20 protein-coding genes and 1 pseudogene are annotated in these 18,089 nt (G+C 42.8%); 12 read left to right on the top strand and 9 right to left on the bottom strand.

The window, feature by feature from the left end:
• The 8 genes from A4S05_RS37810 to A4S05_RS42465 all read left to right on the top strand — a co-directional run.
• Positions 1-290, top strand: a 290-nt coding sequence (locus A4S05_RS37810) for a DUF1392 family protein (RefSeq protein WP_141699937.1), incomplete at its 5' end; no start/stop codon positions are given.
• 59 nt (positions 291-349) lie between these two features.
• Positions 350-1,150, top strand: coding sequence for a KilA-N domain-containing protein (locus tag A4S05_RS37805; protein WP_069074858.1), 801 nt, complete (start codon positions 350-352; stop codon positions 1,148-1,150).
• Positions 1,151-1,197: 47 nt separating this feature from the next.
• Positions 1,198-1,455 carry a hypothetical protein gene (locus tag A4S05_RS37800; protein WP_141699936.1) on the top strand — a complete coding sequence of 86 codons (258 nt, stop codon included), beginning with the start codon at positions 1,198-1,200 and terminating at the stop codon, positions 1,453-1,455.
• Positions 1,456-1,525: 70 nt separating this feature from the next.
• A complete protein-coding gene (locus A4S05_RS37795; RefSeq protein ID WP_069074856.1) occupies positions 1,526-2,125 on the top strand; it encodes an alpha-ketoglutarate-dependent dioxygenase AlkB family protein in 600 nt (199 codons plus the stop codon).
• Between the two features lie 115 nt (positions 2,126-2,240).
• Positions 2,241-5,531 (top strand): plasmid replication protein, CyRepA1 family, encoded by a 3,291-nt coding sequence (locus tag A4S05_RS37790; RefSeq protein WP_141699935.1) that lies wholly within the window; start codon positions 2,241-2,243, stop codon positions 5,529-5,531.
• A gap of 454 nt (positions 5,532-5,985) precedes the next feature.
• The gene (locus A4S05_RS37785; RefSeq protein WP_256091404.1) at positions 5,986-6,549 is read left to right on the top strand and encodes a type II toxin-antitoxin system toxin DNA ADP-ribosyl transferase DarT; all 564 of its coding nucleotides are present in this window, start codon (positions 5,986-5,988) and stop codon (positions 6,547-6,549) included.
• 52 nt (positions 6,550-6,601) lie between these two features.
• Positions 6,602-7,666, top strand: a complete 1,065-nt coding sequence (locus A4S05_RS37780; RefSeq protein WP_069074855.1) for a type II toxin-antitoxin system antitoxin DNA ADP-ribosyl glycohydrolase DarG — start codon at positions 6,602-6,604, stop codon at positions 7,664-7,666.
• Positions 7,667-7,924: 258 nt separating this feature from the next.
• On the top strand, positions 7,925-8,068 hold the full coding sequence (locus A4S05_RS42465; protein WP_176727232.1) for a hypothetical protein: 144 nt from the start codon (positions 7,925-7,927) through the stop codon (positions 8,066-8,068).
• Positions 8,069-8,084: 16 nt separating this feature from the next.
• Here A4S05_RS42465 and A4S05_RS37775 read toward each other — a convergent pair whose 3' ends face one another.
• The gene (locus A4S05_RS37775) at positions 8,085-8,282 is read right to left on the bottom strand and encodes an NblA/ycf18 family protein (protein WP_069074854.1); all 198 of its coding nucleotides are present in this window, start codon (positions 8,280-8,282) and stop codon (positions 8,085-8,087) included.
• A gap of 259 nt (positions 8,283-8,541) precedes the next feature.
• Between A4S05_RS37775 and A4S05_RS37770 the strand changes: the two genes are divergently transcribed.
• From A4S05_RS37770 to A4S05_RS37760, 3 genes are read left to right on the top strand one after another with little or no spacing between them, the layout of a single operon-like run.
• Complete coding sequence (locus tag A4S05_RS37770) at positions 8,542-8,904, top strand: hypothetical protein (protein ID WP_069074853.1); 363 nt, start codon at positions 8,542-8,544, stop codon at positions 8,902-8,904.
• Positions 8,901-9,407: a DUF1993 domain-containing protein gene (locus A4S05_RS37765; protein ID WP_069074852.1), complete on the top strand. Its 507-nt coding sequence runs from the start codon at positions 8,901-8,903 to the stop codon at positions 9,405-9,407. The genes A4S05_RS37770 and A4S05_RS37765 overlap by 4 nt, the downstream gene beginning before the upstream one ends.
• 45 nt (positions 9,408-9,452) lie before the next feature.
• Positions 9,453-9,821 carry a hypothetical protein gene (locus A4S05_RS37760; protein ID WP_069074851.1) on the top strand — a complete coding sequence of 123 codons (369 nt, stop codon included), beginning with the start codon at positions 9,453-9,455 and terminating at the stop codon, positions 9,819-9,821.
• Between the two features lie 49 nt (positions 9,822-9,870).
• Here the strand turns inward: A4S05_RS37760 and A4S05_RS37755 are convergent, their stop codons facing one another.
• Both A4S05_RS37755 and A4S05_RS37750 read right to left on the bottom strand, forming a co-directional pair.
• Positions 9,871-10,440 carry a DUF1579 domain-containing protein gene (locus A4S05_RS37755; RefSeq protein ID WP_256091403.1) on the bottom strand — a complete coding sequence of 190 codons (570 nt, stop codon included), beginning with the start codon at positions 10,438-10,440 and terminating at the stop codon, positions 9,871-9,873.
• Positions 10,441-10,702: 262 nt separating this feature from the next.
• The gene (locus A4S05_RS37750; protein WP_069074850.1) at positions 10,703-11,524 is read right to left on the bottom strand and encodes a TetR/AcrR family transcriptional regulator; all 822 of its coding nucleotides are present in this window, start codon (positions 11,522-11,524) and stop codon (positions 10,703-10,705) included.
• 61 nt (positions 11,525-11,585) lie between these two features.
• Between A4S05_RS37750 and A4S05_RS37745 the strand changes: the two genes are divergently transcribed.
• Positions 11,586-12,569, top strand: coding sequence for a Rieske 2Fe-2S domain-containing protein (locus A4S05_RS37745; protein ID WP_069074849.1), 984 nt, complete (start codon positions 11,586-11,588; stop codon positions 12,567-12,569).
• A 189-nt stretch (positions 12,570-12,758) separates the two neighbouring features.
• Here A4S05_RS37745 and A4S05_RS42460 read toward each other — a convergent pair whose 3' ends face one another.
• The 6 genes and pseudogenes from A4S05_RS42460 to A4S05_RS37725 all read right to left on the bottom strand — a co-directional run bounded on the left by A4S05_RS42460 (position 12,759) and on the right by A4S05_RS37725 (position 17,677).
• Positions 12,759-13,037, bottom strand: coding sequence for a hypothetical protein (locus A4S05_RS42460; RefSeq protein ID WP_176727231.1), 279 nt, complete (start codon positions 13,035-13,037; stop codon positions 12,759-12,761).
• Positions 12,935-13,186: a hypothetical protein gene (locus tag A4S05_RS44040; RefSeq protein WP_084227415.1), complete on the bottom strand. Its 252-nt coding sequence runs from the start codon at positions 13,184-13,186 to the stop codon at positions 12,935-12,937. Before A4S05_RS44040 ends, A4S05_RS42460 begins: the two co-directional genes overlap by 103 nt.
• A 92-nt stretch (positions 13,187-13,278) precedes the next feature.
• Entirely contained in the window at positions 13,279-14,229 is a 951-nt protein-coding gene (locus A4S05_RS37740; RefSeq protein ID WP_069074848.1) for an RpoD/SigA family RNA polymerase sigma factor, read from the bottom strand.
• Positions 14,230-14,443: 214 nt separating this feature from the next.
• Positions 14,444-15,583 (bottom strand): annotated as a pseudogene (locus tag A4S05_RS37735) (helix-hairpin-helix domain-containing protein); the annotation flags it as partial.
• A 181-nt stretch (positions 15,584-15,764) separates the two neighbouring features.
• Positions 15,765-16,883, bottom strand: a complete 1,119-nt coding sequence (locus A4S05_RS37730) for a ParB/RepB/Spo0J family partition protein (RefSeq protein ID WP_069074847.1) — start codon at positions 16,881-16,883, stop codon at positions 15,765-15,767.
• 2 nt (positions 16,884-16,885) lie between these two features.
• Positions 16,886-17,677, bottom strand: a complete 792-nt coding sequence (locus tag A4S05_RS37725) for a ParA family protein (RefSeq protein ID WP_069074846.1) — start codon at positions 17,675-17,677, stop codon at positions 16,886-16,888.
• Positions 17,678-18,089 lie beyond the last annotated feature (412 nt).

Genomic DNA, 18,089 nt, shown 5'->3' with positions numbered 1-18,089 from the left:
CAATTGATTGCGGAAAAGAAATACTCCATGCTACACAAAACCAAATCATCGGAACTGGAGAATTAGAAAGCATCACTATGCAAAAACCTACTTTCGTTCTGGGCGAAAGAGTGATCCTCTGTTCTCACGATAAGGGAACAAAGCAACGGCTGGTTTTGGGGATTGTGCTGGTGCATGATTCTTGGTTTTACCTTGTTGAATTGATGTCGCCAACGTTAATTAAGACACCGACTATATCGAATCGTTTCTCATTAGTTGGTGAAAAAAGTTTGGTGCGCGTGAATGCTTGAGTTTCTTGGATTGCAATTCCTCTTTCTTCACTGTTTGAGCAATAACCAGGGAGTTAATTATGTTGATACACAAATGGCGTGACTCAGATATTAACCAAATGCCAGAAGTTGGGCAGCTAGGCAAATACAGCATACCCAAAGGCTACGTAAATGCAACTCAGATGTGCCATGCAAATAATAAGTCTTGGGGGCATTACAAAGAAAGGAAGTCCACAAAAGCTTACTGGACAGCACTTTCAAACGACATCGGAATCCCGATATCGTCTCTTGTGATCGAAGTTGATGGCTATGGCAGTTCTCAAGGTACTTGGATTCATCCAGAAATCGCCGTTGATTTAGCTCAGTGGGTTTCTGTCGAGTTTCGCATCTGGGCTAACAGAACTTTGATGAAAGTGATGCTCTCAACCCAAGTAGAGCAAGTATTACAGCAAGAACCACCACATACATTAGCTCCGTCGCACGAAGCCGCACAGTTAGCAATGATGTTGGGGGAATTTGCAGGACTAGAAAAATCTCTCACCGCCCAGTTAGCAGTCAATGCTGCAACAATTGTCAACCCCGTACTTAAGCCAGCAGCAGATGAATTAAAAACTGCCATCGCTCAAACCAATGTTGCAGAGGACGCATTTCTCAACCCAACACAAATCGGTGAGGTAGTGGGAATGTCGGCACGGGCTGTTAACCACTGCTTACTAAATTCGGGACTGCAATACAGAACTGATGACAAGAAAATTCCCTATCGTCCTACTGAATCAGGTAAGCAATGGGGGCGGATGGTTCCCGCAGTCGCCAAATCCTCAAACCAAACTGTTTTTCAACTGCGGTGGTTGCCCGAAATAGTAAAAGTCATCTCTCAATAATTCCCTACCTAACTCAACAACTAATTATGAACACTCTATGAAAAACCTTGGCAAAAAAATACGGTCTAGTTGCTGATATTATGCACGACGATTATTTTTTTGTTCAACTACCAGAAAACAAAGATCATTCACTCAAGTTTTTAGAGAGCAATTTACCAGAATGTATTCGGATTGAACTTGCAGAATGTTTTGCTGGTAGCGTTATTGCGGCTTGGGAAATCCCCTTGTTTTTACTCCCTCAAGTGTTACAGCAAGCCCACGATTTTGTTGTTGAGTATTGGGAACAGGTATCTCAAGAAACATGAAGTATTTTTGTCCAACCAAAACTAATAGCAATTCCCCTAGTTACACGTTCAATAGTAGGAGAAAACTACCATGCAACAACTCAATTTATTTGCTGAATCAACCCCAGTCTTACCAGTCACTTATTACCCCGATTTCTTAAGTCAGGAACTTGCCAACTCACTCTACCAACACTGCTTGAAACTGGAGTGGCAACAGAATCAAATCAGAATCATGGGTAAAACAATGCCTGTCCCCCGCCTGGAGTGCATTTACGGTGATGCCGGATGTGATTACCTTTACTCGAATAGCGTGTTCTTAAAACCCCTGACTTGGACAGATGCTCTGGCTAACTTACGCAATCAGATCACTGCATTAACTGGTTACAAATTCCGTATCGTCATTGGGAATCAGTATCGGACAGGTATGGATTCAATCGGGTGGCACGCAGACAATGAAAAATCTATGGGACTTAATCCTGCGATCGCTTCTGTAAGTCTTGGCTGTGTCCGCAAGTTTCAAATTAAACCGAGAAATGGCAAACCAACGGACTTCTGGCTCGAACACGGGAGTTTACTTGTGATGCACCCTGGCTGTCAGTCTACTCATCTGCACCAAGTCCCCAAAACCAACAAAGTTGTTAGCACGCGAATTAATTTGACCTTCCGACCACACACAGGAGGCGGGAAATAACGCTGTAGCTGGCTATTGAGCATTTCATAGCCAGCACAAGCTCTTCACTTCAAATTGAACCGGCGGCATGGGTGCAATGCCGCTTCATTTCCATGCGTCAAAAAACAGAGGAAATATGCGTATAATCGAATCTGATTCTCAAGCTAAACATCAACAAGAATGGTTAAATAGTGGCGTTGATGAAGAAATCATTGCCCTGAATGTGCGATCGCTCTCTGGCACCGTCCCTTACGAATACCTGCTCTACAGTCCCAAAATCTCCCGTCGCAACGATGGACGGCTTAGAGACAGGGACTTGAAAAAATACCAGCACATTGAACTAGGCGGCTGGTGGTGCAATGGCGTTGACCCTCTCAACAACTACGTCCTAATGATGTGGGGCTGCTTCAAACCCGATCATCCCAGACGCGATCGCCAAAAGATACATAAGTTCATCAAGTACGAACACCCATTCAGAGAAGAAACACGCGCCTTCTTCCTTTTAGTACCGAATCGCATTTGGGTGAAAGTCTCCAACCGTAGCGGTATCCCCATTACTGAAGAAGACCTACAGCATCCTGGCGGGTTCTGGCACTGGGTTTGGCAGCATAATGTACCTGTGACAATTGTCGAAGGGGTCAAAAAAGCGGGGGCATTATTGACTGCTGGTTATGCTGCTCTAGCAATTCCTGGCGTTAACGCTGGATACCGCACACCCCAAGATGAGTACGGTACTGCCATCGGGAAACCCTTTCTGATTCCCGACTTGAAACATTTTGCAACACAGGGGAGACAGGTTAATATTTGCTTTGACCAAGATAATAAGCCCGAAACTGTACAACGTGTCAGAACTGCTATCAGTCGCATGGGACGGCTGCTGGTAAATGAGGGCTGTTCGCTGCGGGTGATAGATTTACCGTTAGGGGCAGAAAAAGGGGTTGATGATTTTATTGTTGCTCAAGGTCAACCTGCATTTGATGCACTCTACAACACTGCCGTTGCACTGGAGTTGTGGGAGATTAAACTGTTCACTCTGCTGACTTACCCGCCAGCGATCGCACTTAACCAGCGCTTCTTGGATCACTTGCTTGTTCCCGAAGGCGAAAAACTGATTATTCTCAAGGCTCCCAAAGGCACTGGTAAAACCGAATGGCTGGCAACGGAGGTGGCCAAAGCACACGACCAAGAGAGACGGGTATTAATTATCACCCATCGTATCCAATTAGGTGAGGCGTTGTGTAATCGCTTCGGTGTGAACTATGTTACCGAAGTCCGCACGAATGAAACAGGCACATTACTAGGATACGGGGTCTGTGTTGATTCATTGCATCAAGAAAGTCAGGCGCGATTCAACCCTAATGACTGGTCAAATGATGTGATTATTATCGACGAGTGCGACCAAGTATTCTGGCATTTGCTCAACTCTGGTACGGAAGTGCAAAAACGGCGTGTGTCCGTTCTCAAAAACCTCAAGCAACTGGTACAAAATGTTTTGGGCAGCAGTCAGGGAAAGATTTACTTGTCCAGTGCGGATGTCTCAGATACAGATGTAAAGTATGTTTTATCACTCGCTGGAGAATATCGGGTTAATCCCTTCGTAATTGTCAACAATTATCGGCACGTAGCAGGCAACTGTTACAACTACTCTGGCAGTAACCCGAAGAATCTCATCGCAGCACTGGATAAAGCAATTGCCAAAGGGGGACATCATTTACTCTGCTGTTCTGCTCAAAAGGCAAAATCCAAATGGGGAACGCAAGCCTTAGAAGAACGGTTCCGTCGCAAGTTCCCACACCTGCGAATTTTGAGAATAGACAGTGAATCTGTTGCTGACCCCTCTCATGCGGCTTTCGGTTGTATCGCTTACCTGAACGAAATTCTCACCCAATATGATTTGGTTATCGCTTCTCCAAGTTTAGAAACTGGGGTCAGCATCGATATTCGAGGACATTTTGATGCTGTTTGGGGGGTTTTTCAGGGAGTGCAGCCGGTTAACTCTGTGCGGCAGATGTTGGCAAGGGTTAGGGAAACTGTTGACCGTCACATTTGGGTGCGAGAGTGGGGGATGTCGTTTGTAGGCAATGGTTCCACATCCATCGGAGGATTGCTCAGAAGCCAGCACGTTGCTACACAAGCGAACATTGCGCTGTTGTCGGCGGCGGACAATGACGACTACAGCTATGTTGATCAGAATTTTCAACCGGAGTCATTGCAGACTTGGGGCAAGCGTGGTTCTGTCATCAACGTAGAAATGCGGCGTTATCGAGAGTCTGTGCTTGCGGGTTTGGTCGAAGATGGTTACACCGTTATCGATGCCGACGATGCCGAAGATGATCAGAGTGGGGCAGTAATCGAGTCGGTTAAGGCGGCATCTGTTGAATTGTATGCTGCGGAGTGTAAAGCGATCGCTAATTCTGATGAACTCTCTGGGGCTGAACTCAAGAATCTGCAAGACAAACGTGCCAAAACCAAAACCGAACGACATCAGCAGCGCAAGGCTGAATTATCCCGTCGTTACGAAATTGATGTAACCCCTGATTTAGTCGAAAAAGATGACGATGGCTGGTATCCTCAACTGAGAATGCACTATTATTTGACACTGGGACGGGAATTTCTGACGAACCGTGATGCTAAAAGAGCTGCATCGCAGTTAGAAGCTGGGGAGAATTCGATTTGGAAACCAGATTTTAACAAGGGGCAGCTATTGCCTGCTGTGTTGTTACTCGAAAATCTGAATCTGTTGCAGTTTCTTACACCAGACGTTCAGTTGCGTGGTAGTGACGAGAAGATGCTGGAGTTTAAGGCACTGGCTGTTCAGCACAGGCACGTTATCAAGAATTACCTGAATGTGACTATCTCGGAAAAACTGACTCCTGTGGCGATCGCACAGAAACTACTTGCGAAGATTGATTTGAAACTGGATTACGTTGGTCGGTTGGGTAAGCGTGAAAATCGGGAGTGCGTCTATCGGTTTGTTGCCCCTGATGATCAGCGTGATTCAATTTTTGGGCAGTGGTTAAATCGGGACGAAGTGTTTCTTAGTGAGTCGGTGTCAGTCAGTAATAATACAAGTACAACTACACCAGTAACTGACACAACATCACTATCCATATCGCACAATACTGATTTGGTGTCAGGCACTAATAATATAGTCTTTGCAACACCACTCAGTGACACAGCACCACATACCCCAGAAAATATCGAAAATATCGCGATTCTTGGATGGAAGGGGCTGATGGTGAAAATGCAGCTTGGGCTAAATAGCGCTGGTTCCTTCTACACTGAGTTAGTCTCCACAATTGGCGAGGCTATTGGAGTGGCTGATAGTGAGCCTTATTGGAGCGGATACCTGGGGCAATGGCAGGTTTGGGTTAACTTTGCTGAGGGGTGCAAGTCTGTGGTGTGCGATTGGTTGGTGGCGGTGTAGAGCAATCACTACAGGACACTTGATGTGTAGATTTTAGTGCAGGTATTGATTAATATAAGCGTATTAGCTAACAATCCAGTTAATACATAGTTAGGTTTACTCAAAGTATGTTCACGAAATTTGCGCTGCGGGTACTTTCGCTTACCGTAATATTTTTGGGATGCTTTGTAATATTTGAGTATCCAGTGTAGGGTAATCGATGATAAGAATTATCCATTTGAAATTGTTTGTATTAGAGACTGAGATAACTGTGTTAATTGGGAATTCTTTGACTCCAATGACAAAAACAATAATTTATGTAGGATTTACTAACTAGTAAAGTGCCAAACAAAAATCTTAACCAGTTTGATTTTAAAGATTATTTAAAACAATCAGTAAAAATAAATTCATGCCTACGTCTATTTATCACATTACCCATATTGATAATTTACCCTCCATTCTCAAATCATGAGGATTGATAGCAAACAGTAGGCTTAGACAGAGACAAACAAATTATCTCGATATTGCTCATGAAAATATTCAAGATAGACGAGCTAGAACTGAAGTTCCCTGTGGAGCAGGTGGATATTTACATGATTACGTACCTTTTTATTTTGCTCCACGCTCTCCCATGCTTTATACCATTCATAAGCAAAATGTGGATGGATACAGTGGAGGACAAAAGCCAATCATTCATTTGGTTTCTCAAATAGAAGCAATAGAAAACTCAGAAATAGCTTTCGCATTTACAGATGGACATGGCATTATGGTTTATACTGATTTTTATGATGATCTTTATGCTTTAAGTCATGTAATCGATTGGGAGTTAATGGAGTCAAAATACTGGTTTGATACTCCAGATGATCCTAACCGTAAATGTAAGCGACAAGCTGAGTTTTTAGTACATGAATTTTGCCATTGGAACCTAATTAAAGAAATTGGTGTAATCAACTTGACAATACAAACACAAGTTAGAGAAATATTACAGGATTTTAATATTCAGACCCCAATTAACGTTTACTCTAATTGGTACTACTAATTTTATTTCCTTAAATTGTAAAATTCTATTACTGTTAAGACAGTTAAGAGAGATGATTGAAATTAAGCAAGGCAACCTATTAGAAGAAAACGCCGAAGCCCTAGTTAATACCGTTAATTGTGTCGGTATAATGGGCAAAGGTATCGCCTTGCAATTTAAGCAAGCCTATCCTGAAAACTTTCGCCAATACGAAAAAGCTTGTCGTGCCAAGGAAGTACAACCAGGACAAATGTTTACTGTAGCCACAGGAAGTCTATTTAATCCCCGGTATATCATTAATTTCCCTACCAAGCGCCACTGGAAAGGAAAATCAAAAATAGAAGACATCAAAAGTGGACTGCTGGCTTTAGTCACTCAAGTAAAGCAACTAAGCATCACCTCAATTGCCATTCCTCCATTAGGATGCGGTAACGGTGGTTTAGATTGGATACAAGTAAAACCCTTGATAGAATCAGCCTTTGCCCAACTCCCAGAAGTGCAGGTAATTATTTTTGAACCGACAGGCGCACCAACTGCTGAAAAAATGCCTGTTGCGACTAAAATACCCAACATGACCCGTGGACGTGCTATCATCATCCACCTCTTAGAACTGTACGGTATTCCGGGTTATGAATTGACCAAGCTAGAAATTCAAAAACTAGGCTATCTCTTGCAAGAAGCGGGGGAAACCTTGAAGCTTAATTATGTAAAAGATAGATATGGCCCCTACGCTCATAACCTAAATCATGTTTTAAAACATATTGAAGGACACTACATTCGGGGCTACGGTGATGGAACTAGCAAAGCTGACAGTGCTGAAATTTATGTATTACCAGCAGCAAGAGTTGCAGCACAAATATTTTTAGCCACTACACCAGAAGCCCAGGCGCGGTTAGAGCAAGTTAGCAAGCTCATATATGGTTTTGAAACACCCTATGGTATGGAATTGCTGGCTACAGTCCATTGGGTTGCAACCAAGGAAGCTAGCCCTGCCCAAGATAGCGAACAGGCTATATCCTTAGTGCATGAGTGGAATGAGAGAAAACGTACTCTTTTTAAGCCTCAACATATTCGCAAGGCTTGGCAACGTTTGGAGCAGCAAAATTGGTTAAATGTTAAATTTTCTGATTCGCATTAACCGCGAGACAAGGAAACGTGGGGCTAAAACAAAAGGATTGGGCATTAGATGCTAGCTGTCAGATTGAAGCGCAGCGCAGGTCGATAGACTGTAAACCCTGTAACCCACAGCGTACACCCAATCTAAGCCCCAAATAATTTAAACTAGCAACCCAATCCCTAACACCCAATACTCAATACCCAAAAATCCCTCAAAGCATAGGCGCTTTGAAGGATTTGCAATTTTTATGGTTATTGGTAACTCGCTAGCATAAAAGAGATGACCACACAAGTAATTGACACAATAGCCTTTGACATTCCCCAAACACTCACCCAGGTGGAAAGTGCTGCTATTCAAGGTTGGAAGGGACTGAAGCTGAAAATGCACTTTGGACTGGACAGTGTTGGCTCTTTCTACAGTTGACGGGAGCAAGTTTGTTTTAACCCAACATTGAACCTGAACCAACTTCCCACTGATGTTTGAGCAATTCTTGGTAAGTCGTTTCCCTTATCATCATCTGCTTATACAGCATCTGCAAAAATTCTTGAGCTTGTTCACGGGACATCTGCTGCACTTGATCAGAAAAAGTTCTAAGGCTAAATTCTTGTTCTAAAGATAATTCAATGGGTTGGTTCATAGCTTTTGAGTTTGCTAAGTTAAGCAAATATTGTTTTATATAAATAAATGTTACGATAGCTTTACAAAAATTGAAGGGGTGTAAACCGTACCGGCGTAGGTTAGAAATACCGTCTCTGCTGCTGAAAACCTTGATACAACTCCATTGTGGCAACCCAAGTAAAAACCTAAGTTTTCAATTTTCCTAGTTTGAGGTTTTTAAAACCATTTTTAGCCTCTGCTTGCGGCTGGCGAAACAGCGCCATCGCTCAAAAGAAGAGATGGGCAATACAATTATTTTTTTGGGCAAGAGTGGTGAGCGTCGAGGCGCGATGCTGGAGTTTGAGAATGTGGAGATGAAAAATTTGCTCAACTGGTGGCAGATGCGCCGCAGTGGACTGAGTGGATGGGGTGATTTTTCGGCACAGATTGCGATCGCTAAAAGGTCAATTCCTCCCAAGCAAAAAGAACTAACTCTTATCCAGCATCCAGGAATTATTAACTATGGGGAAACATTTAGTATCTTTGGAGCTTTGACTAAATTAGGTTCCATATTCTTTGACACAACATTACAGTCAATACCCCCTAATATTAGATGGGGCGGCTCAAAGCCGTTTGAACTTTTTCTGGAGAAATCTCAATGACTATTTCAATGTACCAAGCTTTAATATCCGTGTCTATTCGCACACTAAATAACCTTATAAACATTCTTGAAAAAGGTGCTGCTTATGCTGAAACTAAAAAAATAGACCCTTCTGTGTTGATCAATAGTCGTCTATCCCCAGATATGTTTCCATTATCAAAACAAGTGCAGATTGCCTCTGACATAGTAAATAGAGGTGCTGCACGGTTAGCAGGAATAGAACCACCTAAATTCGAGGACAATGAAACTACATTTCCTCAACTTATTGACCGTATTCAAAAAACTATCTCTCATTTAAATACTTTTAAACCTGAGCAAATTGATGGTTCAGAAGAGAGAGAAATTACTCTACAGATGCGTGACAACACTCTCTCTTTTCAAGGAATGCCATTTCTCCTGTACTTTGTTTTACCAAACCTTTATTTCCATGTCACCACAGCGTATGACATTCTTAGGCACTGCGGTGTAGAACTTGGCAAAGGAGACTTTCTTGGTCAGCCTTAATCAGAACAATATCTAACGTCATCATATTTTTTGGAGGAGAGGATAATGTTGAAGTTCACCTGTTTGATGATTGTCGGGGCAGTATTGTCGATTAGTCCGCCCGCTGTGGCTGAAAGTCGTGCGGTTAATATCAGTATTGGCAGTATTGGTGGTTCTTTAGATAATGCCGCTTTGCGAACAATTCGCCAAGTTATCGGGTTTGCAGTCGGCACTAGTACCGTCGATAAATTCATTGTATATAGTCCCAAGCCCGGATCTATTCCCATCGAAGGAGGTTTCTCTGCTTGTGCTGAAGCTGGCTTCGGCATCAGCAATACAAGATTTAATGCTTTTATCCAGGAGTTGCGTTCAGTTAATCCCAAACCAGGGACTTTCTACAATCTAGAACTTACCGCAACCTGCAAACCGAGATAAGAATGTTGTTTGCACTCAAGCGCAGTAGGATGGGCTTGGTACCCTTCTGTTAATGCTTTCGCCGAGAATTTACGGTCATAAACTGGTGCCACTGCCCGTCATCACCCAATATATGAGATGTCATCACCCGATGATTGTCACTCTTGAACTCGATTACATCTCTGTACTTTGCCATCTTCTCATCGCCCGTCATCGCGGGCCCATCAGAATTGAGCGTTAGCATGTTTTTAGCCGCGTCCAATTCACCTTCGTACAACCACAGATAAGTCATCATTGACCCAACCCAGGTGCCTACATAGCGTTGCTTCTGCGGGTCATATCCCAGCGTTATTATCATTGTTGCCGCACCACCACAGGGCATTTCGCCCTGTCCTTCACCTACAACCCAGAGTCCACCGATTGATCGCACACTTTCTGTTCCTGTTGCTCTTTCAGGCGGTTGATCTGGACTCATCATCGCTTCTGTTTCATAAGTCCACTCACCGACGAGTTTCTGTAGCCACTGATGTTCTTTTTGTGGCTCAGTATTCATTATTGGCTCCTGTTGTGTTTTGGCTGTTTCCATTGCTTTAGCTCCTTTTGATGAATCATTGAGGAATGTAATTAGCGCGAAGCCCAACTCTGTAGGCGAAGCCGCCCCAAAGGGCTATGAACCGCGTGAAATGATCAAAAATCAAAACTTTAATAGTACATAAATACTATCATGACTCAACTAATTGAGGTTTTTAACTGGCAGATTGACGAATGGTACTCATGATTTCTCCTTTTGAAGTTGATTGCCTTCACCAAAAAACACTTCTTGAAAGGCTTACCTCATCTTAGTTTCAGCCAAGCGCGTACAATCTACCCGGTTTGACACGGTGACGCCAAGATAGCTCTAGTTACTCAGATGGCTCATTGGGATAGGAAAAATGTGATCGCCCACCCTCTACAAACTGCCGCCCGCAATCCTTGCAGCGGTAGCACTGCTTGCCTCGGCGATACCCATTTTTCGATAACTGCTGCGATCGACATTGAGGGCATACCATTACTTTCATTACATAATTCGACTGATAATCTCCCAGATGCGGCTCTAAATAGGATACCAGCAAGTCCTCAATCTGCTGAATTAACCGTTGGCAGTGTTCCTGATTTGGGCTGCGGAGGGCTGCCAGCATCACCGCGTTGCTGCTATGCACACACACTTCTGCCAGCAGACTGTACTGTTCCTCGGCGAGGGCGGGCTTGCGTTGCCTCAGAATACTTGCCATGAAGTTGATTGCTTCCTGCGTCATGCTTTCATCGATCGTCTGGAAAATTTCACGGGCTAGATAAAACTGCACAAACACCACTCGTGACACGGGTTGCTCAAAGAGCGCTGCTACAGCAGTGGCAATCGCATGAATCATTTGGCAAAGCGGCAGTTGCACAATGGCTGGGATGTCCACCCGTGCCCACATCGCTTTCACTCGCTCCGTATGGCGTAACTCCATTGCCTTGAAAATGGCAGCTTTGTCTGGAAAAAACTGATAGAGAGAGCCGATTGCTGTTCCCGCTTTAGCTGCGATTAGATGAGTCGTCGCCGCTTCGTAGCCCACTTCATCAAAGACCGCCGCTGCCGCATCTAGGATTTTTTCAACCCGTGCTTTACCCCGCTGCTGTTTGGGTTGCCGACGGAGATTTTTTGATAACTCGCTGCTTGACGAACGTGAACATTCTGTCATATTTTAGAAACACGACGGATTTTTCACAATTTTATCTTTAACGGAGAACACCATGCACTCAATGCTTCCCGGTGCGCCTTGGTTATTGGCGCACAAGTCAATGTTGTCTGTGAACCAACCCCGAAAAATTTCTTTATACAGCAGTGATTACGTGATGTGGAAGGATGCTGCCGGAGCGATTCATGCCTTACCCAATGCCTGCCCTCACATGGGCGCGATGCTATCGGAAGGATGGTGTGAAGTTCAAAGCGATGGGACAAGTGCAGTTGTGTGTCCATTTCATGCGTTGGAGTTTGATGCGGCAGGTTGTACAGTTTTACCCGGATCAGGTAAGAAAACATTAGCTCAATTACAACCTCTAGAATTAATCACTCAAGGGGATTTCATCTGGTCGTATGGCGGCTATGCGCCGAAGATAGCCATTCCGACTGTGTTGAATGAAATCGCCGAAAAATACTATTTTGTTGGGCATACAGGCGATCGCAGCATCGAGACGGATCTGCTGACGATGCTGCTGAACATGCATGACTACAATCATCAAAATGGTACTCACCGAGATTTATTTCGGATTACCGAAGTGGAGTTTCATCAGTTTGTTGACGATGGGCATCATTCTCATGCGTTCTACGATATGCCAACCGCTCCTTACAGCCTAAGCGAAAAGCTGAGAAAGCCTGACTTAATGCTGTTGCCCAGTACCATCAAAGCGCACCTGGAAAACCACTTTCCATCCCTGATAATTTTTCATGGCGAAATGCCGCTTGGTAAAGCTGCCCAGTGTCATTTCTTTGTGCCAGAAGCTGAGAATCGCACCCGGACTTATATTTTACTGTTTGGTCAGGCAAAGCATCCAGTCTTTAAGCTGTTTGGCAGCACCTATCTAAAATTTGGCAAGGTTGTTGTCGAGCAAGATGCAGATATTTTGAGCAAAATTTATCCGGATACACCTCAGAAAATTAAACTCAACAATGAAGTAGGCATGGATTGGGTGCGGCGCAATTTTGAGAGCTTTCCTGACGTTGTGAAACCGAATCTCTCCAAATAGACAGCAAATCTATTCCATCGATTCCTACACCCTTAAATTGCCGTATCTTCCCAGTAGGGCAGACTGCCAAATCGTTTTGCTAAAAAATCAATAAACGCTTTCACCCGTAGCTAATGTCTACGATTCGATAAATACAGTGCGTAAATTAGGTTTCTTTTTTACAAAGGTGACATTCATTCTTATTACTTTTTACCAGTTTGAGTTAGGTTGAGCGAATGAGCGCACTGCTTCACTCACTTTCATGCGATGGCGTAACCGTCCGCCGTTGGCATTCGTCGAAGACGTGCCGAAGGCATTGCCTCTCGAACGCGAGTGCGTCTCTGAAAGAGAAGAGAAGGTATCGCTCTTAACCTTGAGGCAAAAAATTACCCAGCTATATCCTTCCCACTCTTGTAGTTCATCGCTCTGGGTTTCCTCTTGCCTATAGGGACTACTTTCGATTGCTTGGGAGGTTGAGGAGGACGGCATTTTTCACAGTAGAGCGGTCGCACACCAAAGGTTTCTCGTTGTGTGGGTTGTTCACACTGTTTACATACGAAGTTGAAAACGCGGGTGTGAATTTCCCGCTTGTGCGCTCTAACGGTGTACTCTCGGACTTCAATAGTTTTGCTGGGCATTGACTGATTACTGTTGTGGACTTACTTCTTTAATATAGTTTTTCGTCTTAGTTCTACAAGATCCGTGCATCATCTGACGAAAGTAATTCTACTTAATCAAATAAATACTCTTGCATGTCGTTTTGTCGATGGCGGAGAATACTTATAGCTTTTACCTGGATTTGACGAATCCGTTCTCGGCTAAGGTTTAGCTGTTGGCCAATCTGAGCTAGATTGAAATGCTGATCGTTCTCTAGCCCAAAGCTTAAAGTCAACACTTGACGCTGTATAGGTGTCAATGGTTCTAAGAATTTAGCTACATCTTGCGATAGAAGTTCTTGGGTGAGCAGTTTTTCTGGTGAAGCGCCAACGTCTGCTAAAATTTCACCCAATTCTGTCTCTTTCTCATCTCCGACTTGTTTATTTAAAGAGATCGCCGTGCGAGAAGCGGCGAGATATTCTCGAAGCTTATCTGTACTGAGATTTAATGATTTTGCTATTTCTTCAACAGTGGCATGGCGACCGAGTTTTTGAAAGCTTTCTCGCTGTACTTTCTTAATTTTATTAAGTATTTCAGTGAGATGAATAGGTAATCTAATAGTGCGCGATTGTTCTGCTATAGCGCGTGTAATCTCTTGGCGAATCCACCAATAAGCATAGGTCGATAGCTTATAGCCCCGGTTGGGATCAAACTTTTCTATACCCCTTTGTAAACCTATTGCTCCTTCTTGGATCAAATCTAAGAATTCCAAATTGCGGTTCTGGTATTTCTTGGCAACAGAAACCACTAGTCGCAGGTTAGCTGTTACCATTTTTTGTTTAGCTTTTTGACCAAGGTGTAGTGCTGCTCGGATTTGTGCTTCGGTTTTTTCAACAGCGTTGGCTAATTCTGTCATTGTTGGTTCGCGGTCTAGCTGTTGAGTGAGTTCATTTTTAGATTGCCCAATGGCAATCATCTGTTGTACCTGCCTAGCATAAGCAATTTCTTCCTCTGGCTTCAATAAAGGATACTGACCAATTTCTTGCAAATAGATGCGAACCATGTCTGAACTGAGGCTGGACATACAAACTCAACGCTTTTTTTAACCCAGGGAATTTAAAAGTATAAATCAAATAATTTGATAAACTTTTTTATTTTTAACAATTCAGTCCTGCCTGAAGTAACCTCTGCTTTAACCTTGTGTAGCGCTTTTGGTCATCAGTAGAGCGCACCGCCAGAGATATCGCTTTTTTTGCTCCAACCACGATCGCTAACTATCTCCATCTTGCTGGGGCTGGACTAACTATGGTGTGGGTGGTGAAAGTTTTTCCAACGCCAGGGCCACCAGTGAGGATCATGATTTTGGAATAGGCTGCTGTTTCTACAGCTTGGCGTTGCTGTTCTGAAAGCTGAATTTTACGGCTGGCTGTAAAGCGCTCAATCCAATCACGCACACGCTCAATGTCAGTACCAACAGGATTTTCCAAGCGTTGGCGTATCAGTTGAGCTAAATTCTGTTCCGTATGAAAGTAAGTCGGCTTATAGCAAAGTAGCCTTTTTTCTTCATCCCGCTCTCTAATCAGGTCCTCTGCGAGAGCCATATCTTTAATAATGATCGCAACCGCTTCTTCTGTGGGCTGATGAGATTCGGCTGTCAGCAGTTTGATTACCGACTCAGTCAGTTCGCTTTGTGGCAGGTAACAGTGACCATCTTCGGCAGCTTCACTTAAACAGTGGATAATCCCCGCACGGTAACGAAATTCTGAATCCGGGGCAATTCCTATATTTCTCGCAATCTTGTCAGCAGTCAGAAAGCCAATACCGTAGATGTCGGCTGCCAACTGGTAAGGATTATGGGTTACTGTAGCGATCGCTTCATCCTTATATTGCTTGTAAATCTTTACAGCATAAGTGGTAGAAACGCCATGCCCCTGGAGAAACACCATCACTTCTTTGATCGCTTTTTGGGTTAACCAAGCGTTTTTGATGAGTGTGATCCGCTTTTTGGCAATACCCTGGACTTCAATTAATCGCTCGATCTGGTTTTCAATAATATCGAGGGTTTCAAGCCCAAAGTGAGCTACGATGCGTTTGGCTGTTACTGGCCCAACACCTTTTATGAGTCCACTGCCTAAATATTTCTCAATTCCGGTGAGAGTGGCTGGTTTGGTTTCTTTGTAGTTGACTACTTGGAACTGGGGGCCAAATTGTGGATGGTCACGCCAGAAACCAATTAGCTGTAGAGTTTGACCTGGTTGAATATTTGCAAAGGAACCAACAATTGTTGTCAGTTCGTTGCTACGGGGACGGGTCAGCCTTGCCACAGTATAACCCGATTCAGCAGAGTAAAAAGTTAGGCGTTCTACGACTCCGGTGATTGTTTCGTGTTGAGGAAAGGCGCTTACTTGTTGAGGAGAAAGATTAGGGGGAGTGGACATTGCTTATGATTCAGATGCCGCACAGCACATTATTGTATATAATACTGGAATTCAATGAAATATAGTACATAAATACTAAACTACACACCTGGTATTAGTGTCATCGAAAACTCACCCTAATTTCTCCGATTAACTTACTTCTATGAAACAATTTGTAAAAGTAAAAGTAAGAATATTGAATTTATTTATTTGTAGCAATAACTTTGTCAATTTCTTGTAATTTCTCCTGAAAAAGAGAGCGCATTTCGTGAAGTTGTTTACTACTAGCTTTTTTAAGCAAATCTCCAGAAATTCCATTAACTTTTTGAAATATTATTTTTACCTCTTTTAACTCTTGTTCATTTGACTTTAAATACTTGATCTTAATTTTTCTAACCAGTTCACGAGTTTCTGTTACTGTCAGATTTTTCTTTAAGACTTCATCTGTTGCTGCAATCCGTTCTGATGCTGCTTGATTTTCGGAGATGTCTAATGCCTTGGCAGATAGAGTTGCCAATGCTAAAGCATGAGCGCCTTTGAGTCCATGCTGCCTGATGACCTGTTTTAAATCTTCAGGCAGATAAAGCATCGGCATTAGATTAGCTTTCACAGAACTAGGATTTAACCCTAACTCTAGCAGCACTAGTAGTAGACTCTGTTCTTTGCCTGTAATTTCCAATAGTTCTAAGCCCTGTTGCTGTTCATCGACGCTAACAGCCATCAATTTTGCTAGCTCTTTACTATTTCCATTTCTCTCTATTCTTTTAATTACCGTTCCCAACATTGTGGAAACTTCATCCATTGACAAATTAGCGGACTTCATTACTTCTTTAAATACTGCCTCTGCTTTATCTAAAGGATTCAAGTCTTCAAAGCCAAGAAAAGTTAATAATGCAGATTGATCTAAGTCATTAGGCATTGCCACTATTACTGCACGAATAGTTGACCAGCCTAGTAATTTAGCTCCTTCAGTACGTAGCTGCCCATCTAACAGTATGTAACGACCATTACTCTGTCTGACTAAGATGACTGCTGAAATCTGCCCGTGTTTTTTGAGTAATCGTGCTTTTGCTTGTATTAATTCTGGTGTAATTGTCTGCCGAGGCTGATTAGGATTCGGGTCAATGAGATTTAAATCAACTTGTACTTCTCCTGATTGATTTTGAAGTTGTTCTCGGAGTTTTTGCAGTTCATTCTCTAATTCAGGAGATTGTGCGGTTCTGAGTCTTTCTATTTCTATTTGAAGTTCAGCAATTTTTTGTTCTTGCTCAGTTTTTTGAACTGCACTACTAAATTTACTAGCAATTTTAGGCAAAGCCACGATTATTTTTTCTCCTTAATTAAAGCGACTAAATCATCTGTAATTTGCTTAAAATCTTTACAAGCAGGATGTTTGGGACGGTATTTTTGTAAAGGTAGCCCGTGAGCGCTAGCATTTTTGAATTCATTGGAACTACGAACTTTGGGGTAAAGTTTCAATTGTAAATGTTCAGTGATTTCTGGTAATTGCTCTAAATATTGTCTGTGCATCGCTACGGTATCATCATACATACTTGGCACAAACCCTAAAATTGGTGGACGAGGTGATAACTGTAACTCATCACTGGTTGAAATGCACCATTCTACCAATTCTGCTGAACCAGAAATCGCTTTCATTTCTAATTGCACTGGAACTAATATGTGAGTTGAAGCGGCTAAAGCATTAACATTCAGCATTCCCAATGTGGCCGGACAATCCAAGATTACTAAGTTATGAGGTAATGGGTAGTTTTTTAAGCGATCGCTAAGTGTGTACTCTCCTCGTTTCCTAATTACTAATTCGTTAGCCATTTCAGCCATTAATGGATGTCCTTGGCAGACTTGAATTTTTGATTCCTCCCAAACCGAAATTAATTTCCAATCCCCCTTAAAATCTTTGGATAATGCTTTGACTAGAGTATTAGATACTTCAGCAGGTGGTACCCCACAAAACACATCTAAAGAGCGTTGTGGATCTAAGTCAAGTATTGCTACAGAAAAGCCACGCCGAACTATCTCATATGCAAGGTGTACACTGAGTGTAGTTTTACCTACACCGCCTGCGTTAGCTATCAGTGAGAGAACTATCTGCTTCATATCAGTTTTTTTGTCGGATTTTGAAATTCGACATTAAGCTTTTGAAAAATGTATATCATGCATTTGTATTTGTCACCTATTTCTGTCGTATTTTAAAATACGACACATTTTTTAAGGATTGAGAAATAAACAAAATTAAATTGAAATCAACCCAACGTCCATCTAAACCCTCAAAACAGCAACAGCCCAAACCCATTACCTCATCTGTTAAATCTGATTTGACTTTAGTTGATGAATAACTCACAACTCAGTAACAGCCGACTATCCCCCTGTCGAGGAAAAACCCATGAAGCCGCCAAAAGTTAAGCAGCAGGTGACTGGCAAGCGCAACAAGAAAAAAATAGATTTACCACCAGCAACCAAACCTCATATACCCTTTCAAGACCGTCTCGAAGAACCAGAATTACCGCCA

Source organism: Nostoc sp. KVJ20, from assembly GCF_001712795.1.
In the GTDB taxonomy this organism is placed as follows: domain Bacteria; phylum Cyanobacteriota; class Cyanobacteriia; order Cyanobacteriales; family Nostocaceae; genus Nostoc.
The sequence above is the reverse complement of the archived record's forward strand: the minus strand, read 5'-3'. Positions and strand labels throughout refer to the sequence as shown.

Excerpts from the sequence above, each read along its gene's own strand:
- A4S05_RS37805 (WP_069074858.1), top strand. The coding sequence starts at position 350 with ATGTTGATACACAAATGGCGTGACTCAGATATTAACCAAATGCCAGAA.
- A4S05_RS37795 (WP_069074856.1), top strand. The coding sequence starts at position 1,526 with ATGCAACAACTCAATTTATTTGCTGAATCAACCCCAGTCTTACCAGTC.
- A4S05_RS37790 (WP_141699935.1), top strand. The coding sequence starts at position 2,241 with ATGCGTATAATCGAATCTGATTCTCAAGCTAAACATCAACAAGAATGG.
- A4S05_RS37780 (WP_069074855.1), top strand. The coding sequence starts at position 6,602 with ATGATTGAAATTAAGCAAGGCAACCTATTAGAAGAAAACGCCGAAGCC.
- A4S05_RS42465 (WP_176727232.1), top strand. The coding sequence starts at position 7,925 with ATGACCACACAAGTAATTGACACAATAGCCTTTGACATTCCCCAAACA.
- A4S05_RS37775 (WP_069074854.1), bottom strand. The coding sequence starts at position 8,282 with ATGAACCAACCCATTGAATTATCTTTAGAACAAGAATTTAGCCTTAGA.
- A4S05_RS37770 (WP_069074853.1), top strand. The coding sequence starts at position 8,542 with ATGGGCAATACAATTATTTTTTTGGGCAAGAGTGGTGAGCGTCGAGGC.
- A4S05_RS37765 (WP_069074852.1), top strand. The coding sequence starts at position 8,901 with ATGACTATTTCAATGTACCAAGCTTTAATATCCGTGTCTATTCGCACA.
- A4S05_RS37760 (WP_069074851.1), top strand. The coding sequence starts at position 9,453 with ATGTTGAAGTTCACCTGTTTGATGATTGTCGGGGCAGTATTGTCGATT.
- A4S05_RS37750 (WP_069074850.1), bottom strand. The coding sequence starts at position 11,524 with ATGACAGAATGTTCACGTTCGTCAAGCAGCGAGTTATCAAAAAATCTC.
- A4S05_RS37745 (WP_069074849.1), top strand. The coding sequence starts at position 11,586 with ATGCTTCCCGGTGCGCCTTGGTTATTGGCGCACAAGTCAATGTTGTCT.
- A4S05_RS42460 (WP_176727231.1), bottom strand. The coding sequence starts at position 13,037 with ATGCCGTCCTCCTCAACCTCCCAAGCAATCGAAAGTAGTCCCTATAGG.
- A4S05_RS44040 (WP_084227415.1), bottom strand. The coding sequence starts at position 13,186 with ATGCCCAGCAAAACTATTGAAGTCCGAGAGTACACCGTTAGAGCGCAC.
- A4S05_RS37740 (WP_069074848.1), bottom strand. The coding sequence starts at position 14,229 with ATGTCCAGCCTCAGTTCAGACATGGTTCGCATCTATTTGCAAGAAATT.
- A4S05_RS37725 (WP_069074846.1), bottom strand. The coding sequence starts at position 17,677 with ATGAAGCAGATAGTTCTCTCACTGATAGCTAACGCAGGCGGTGTAGGT.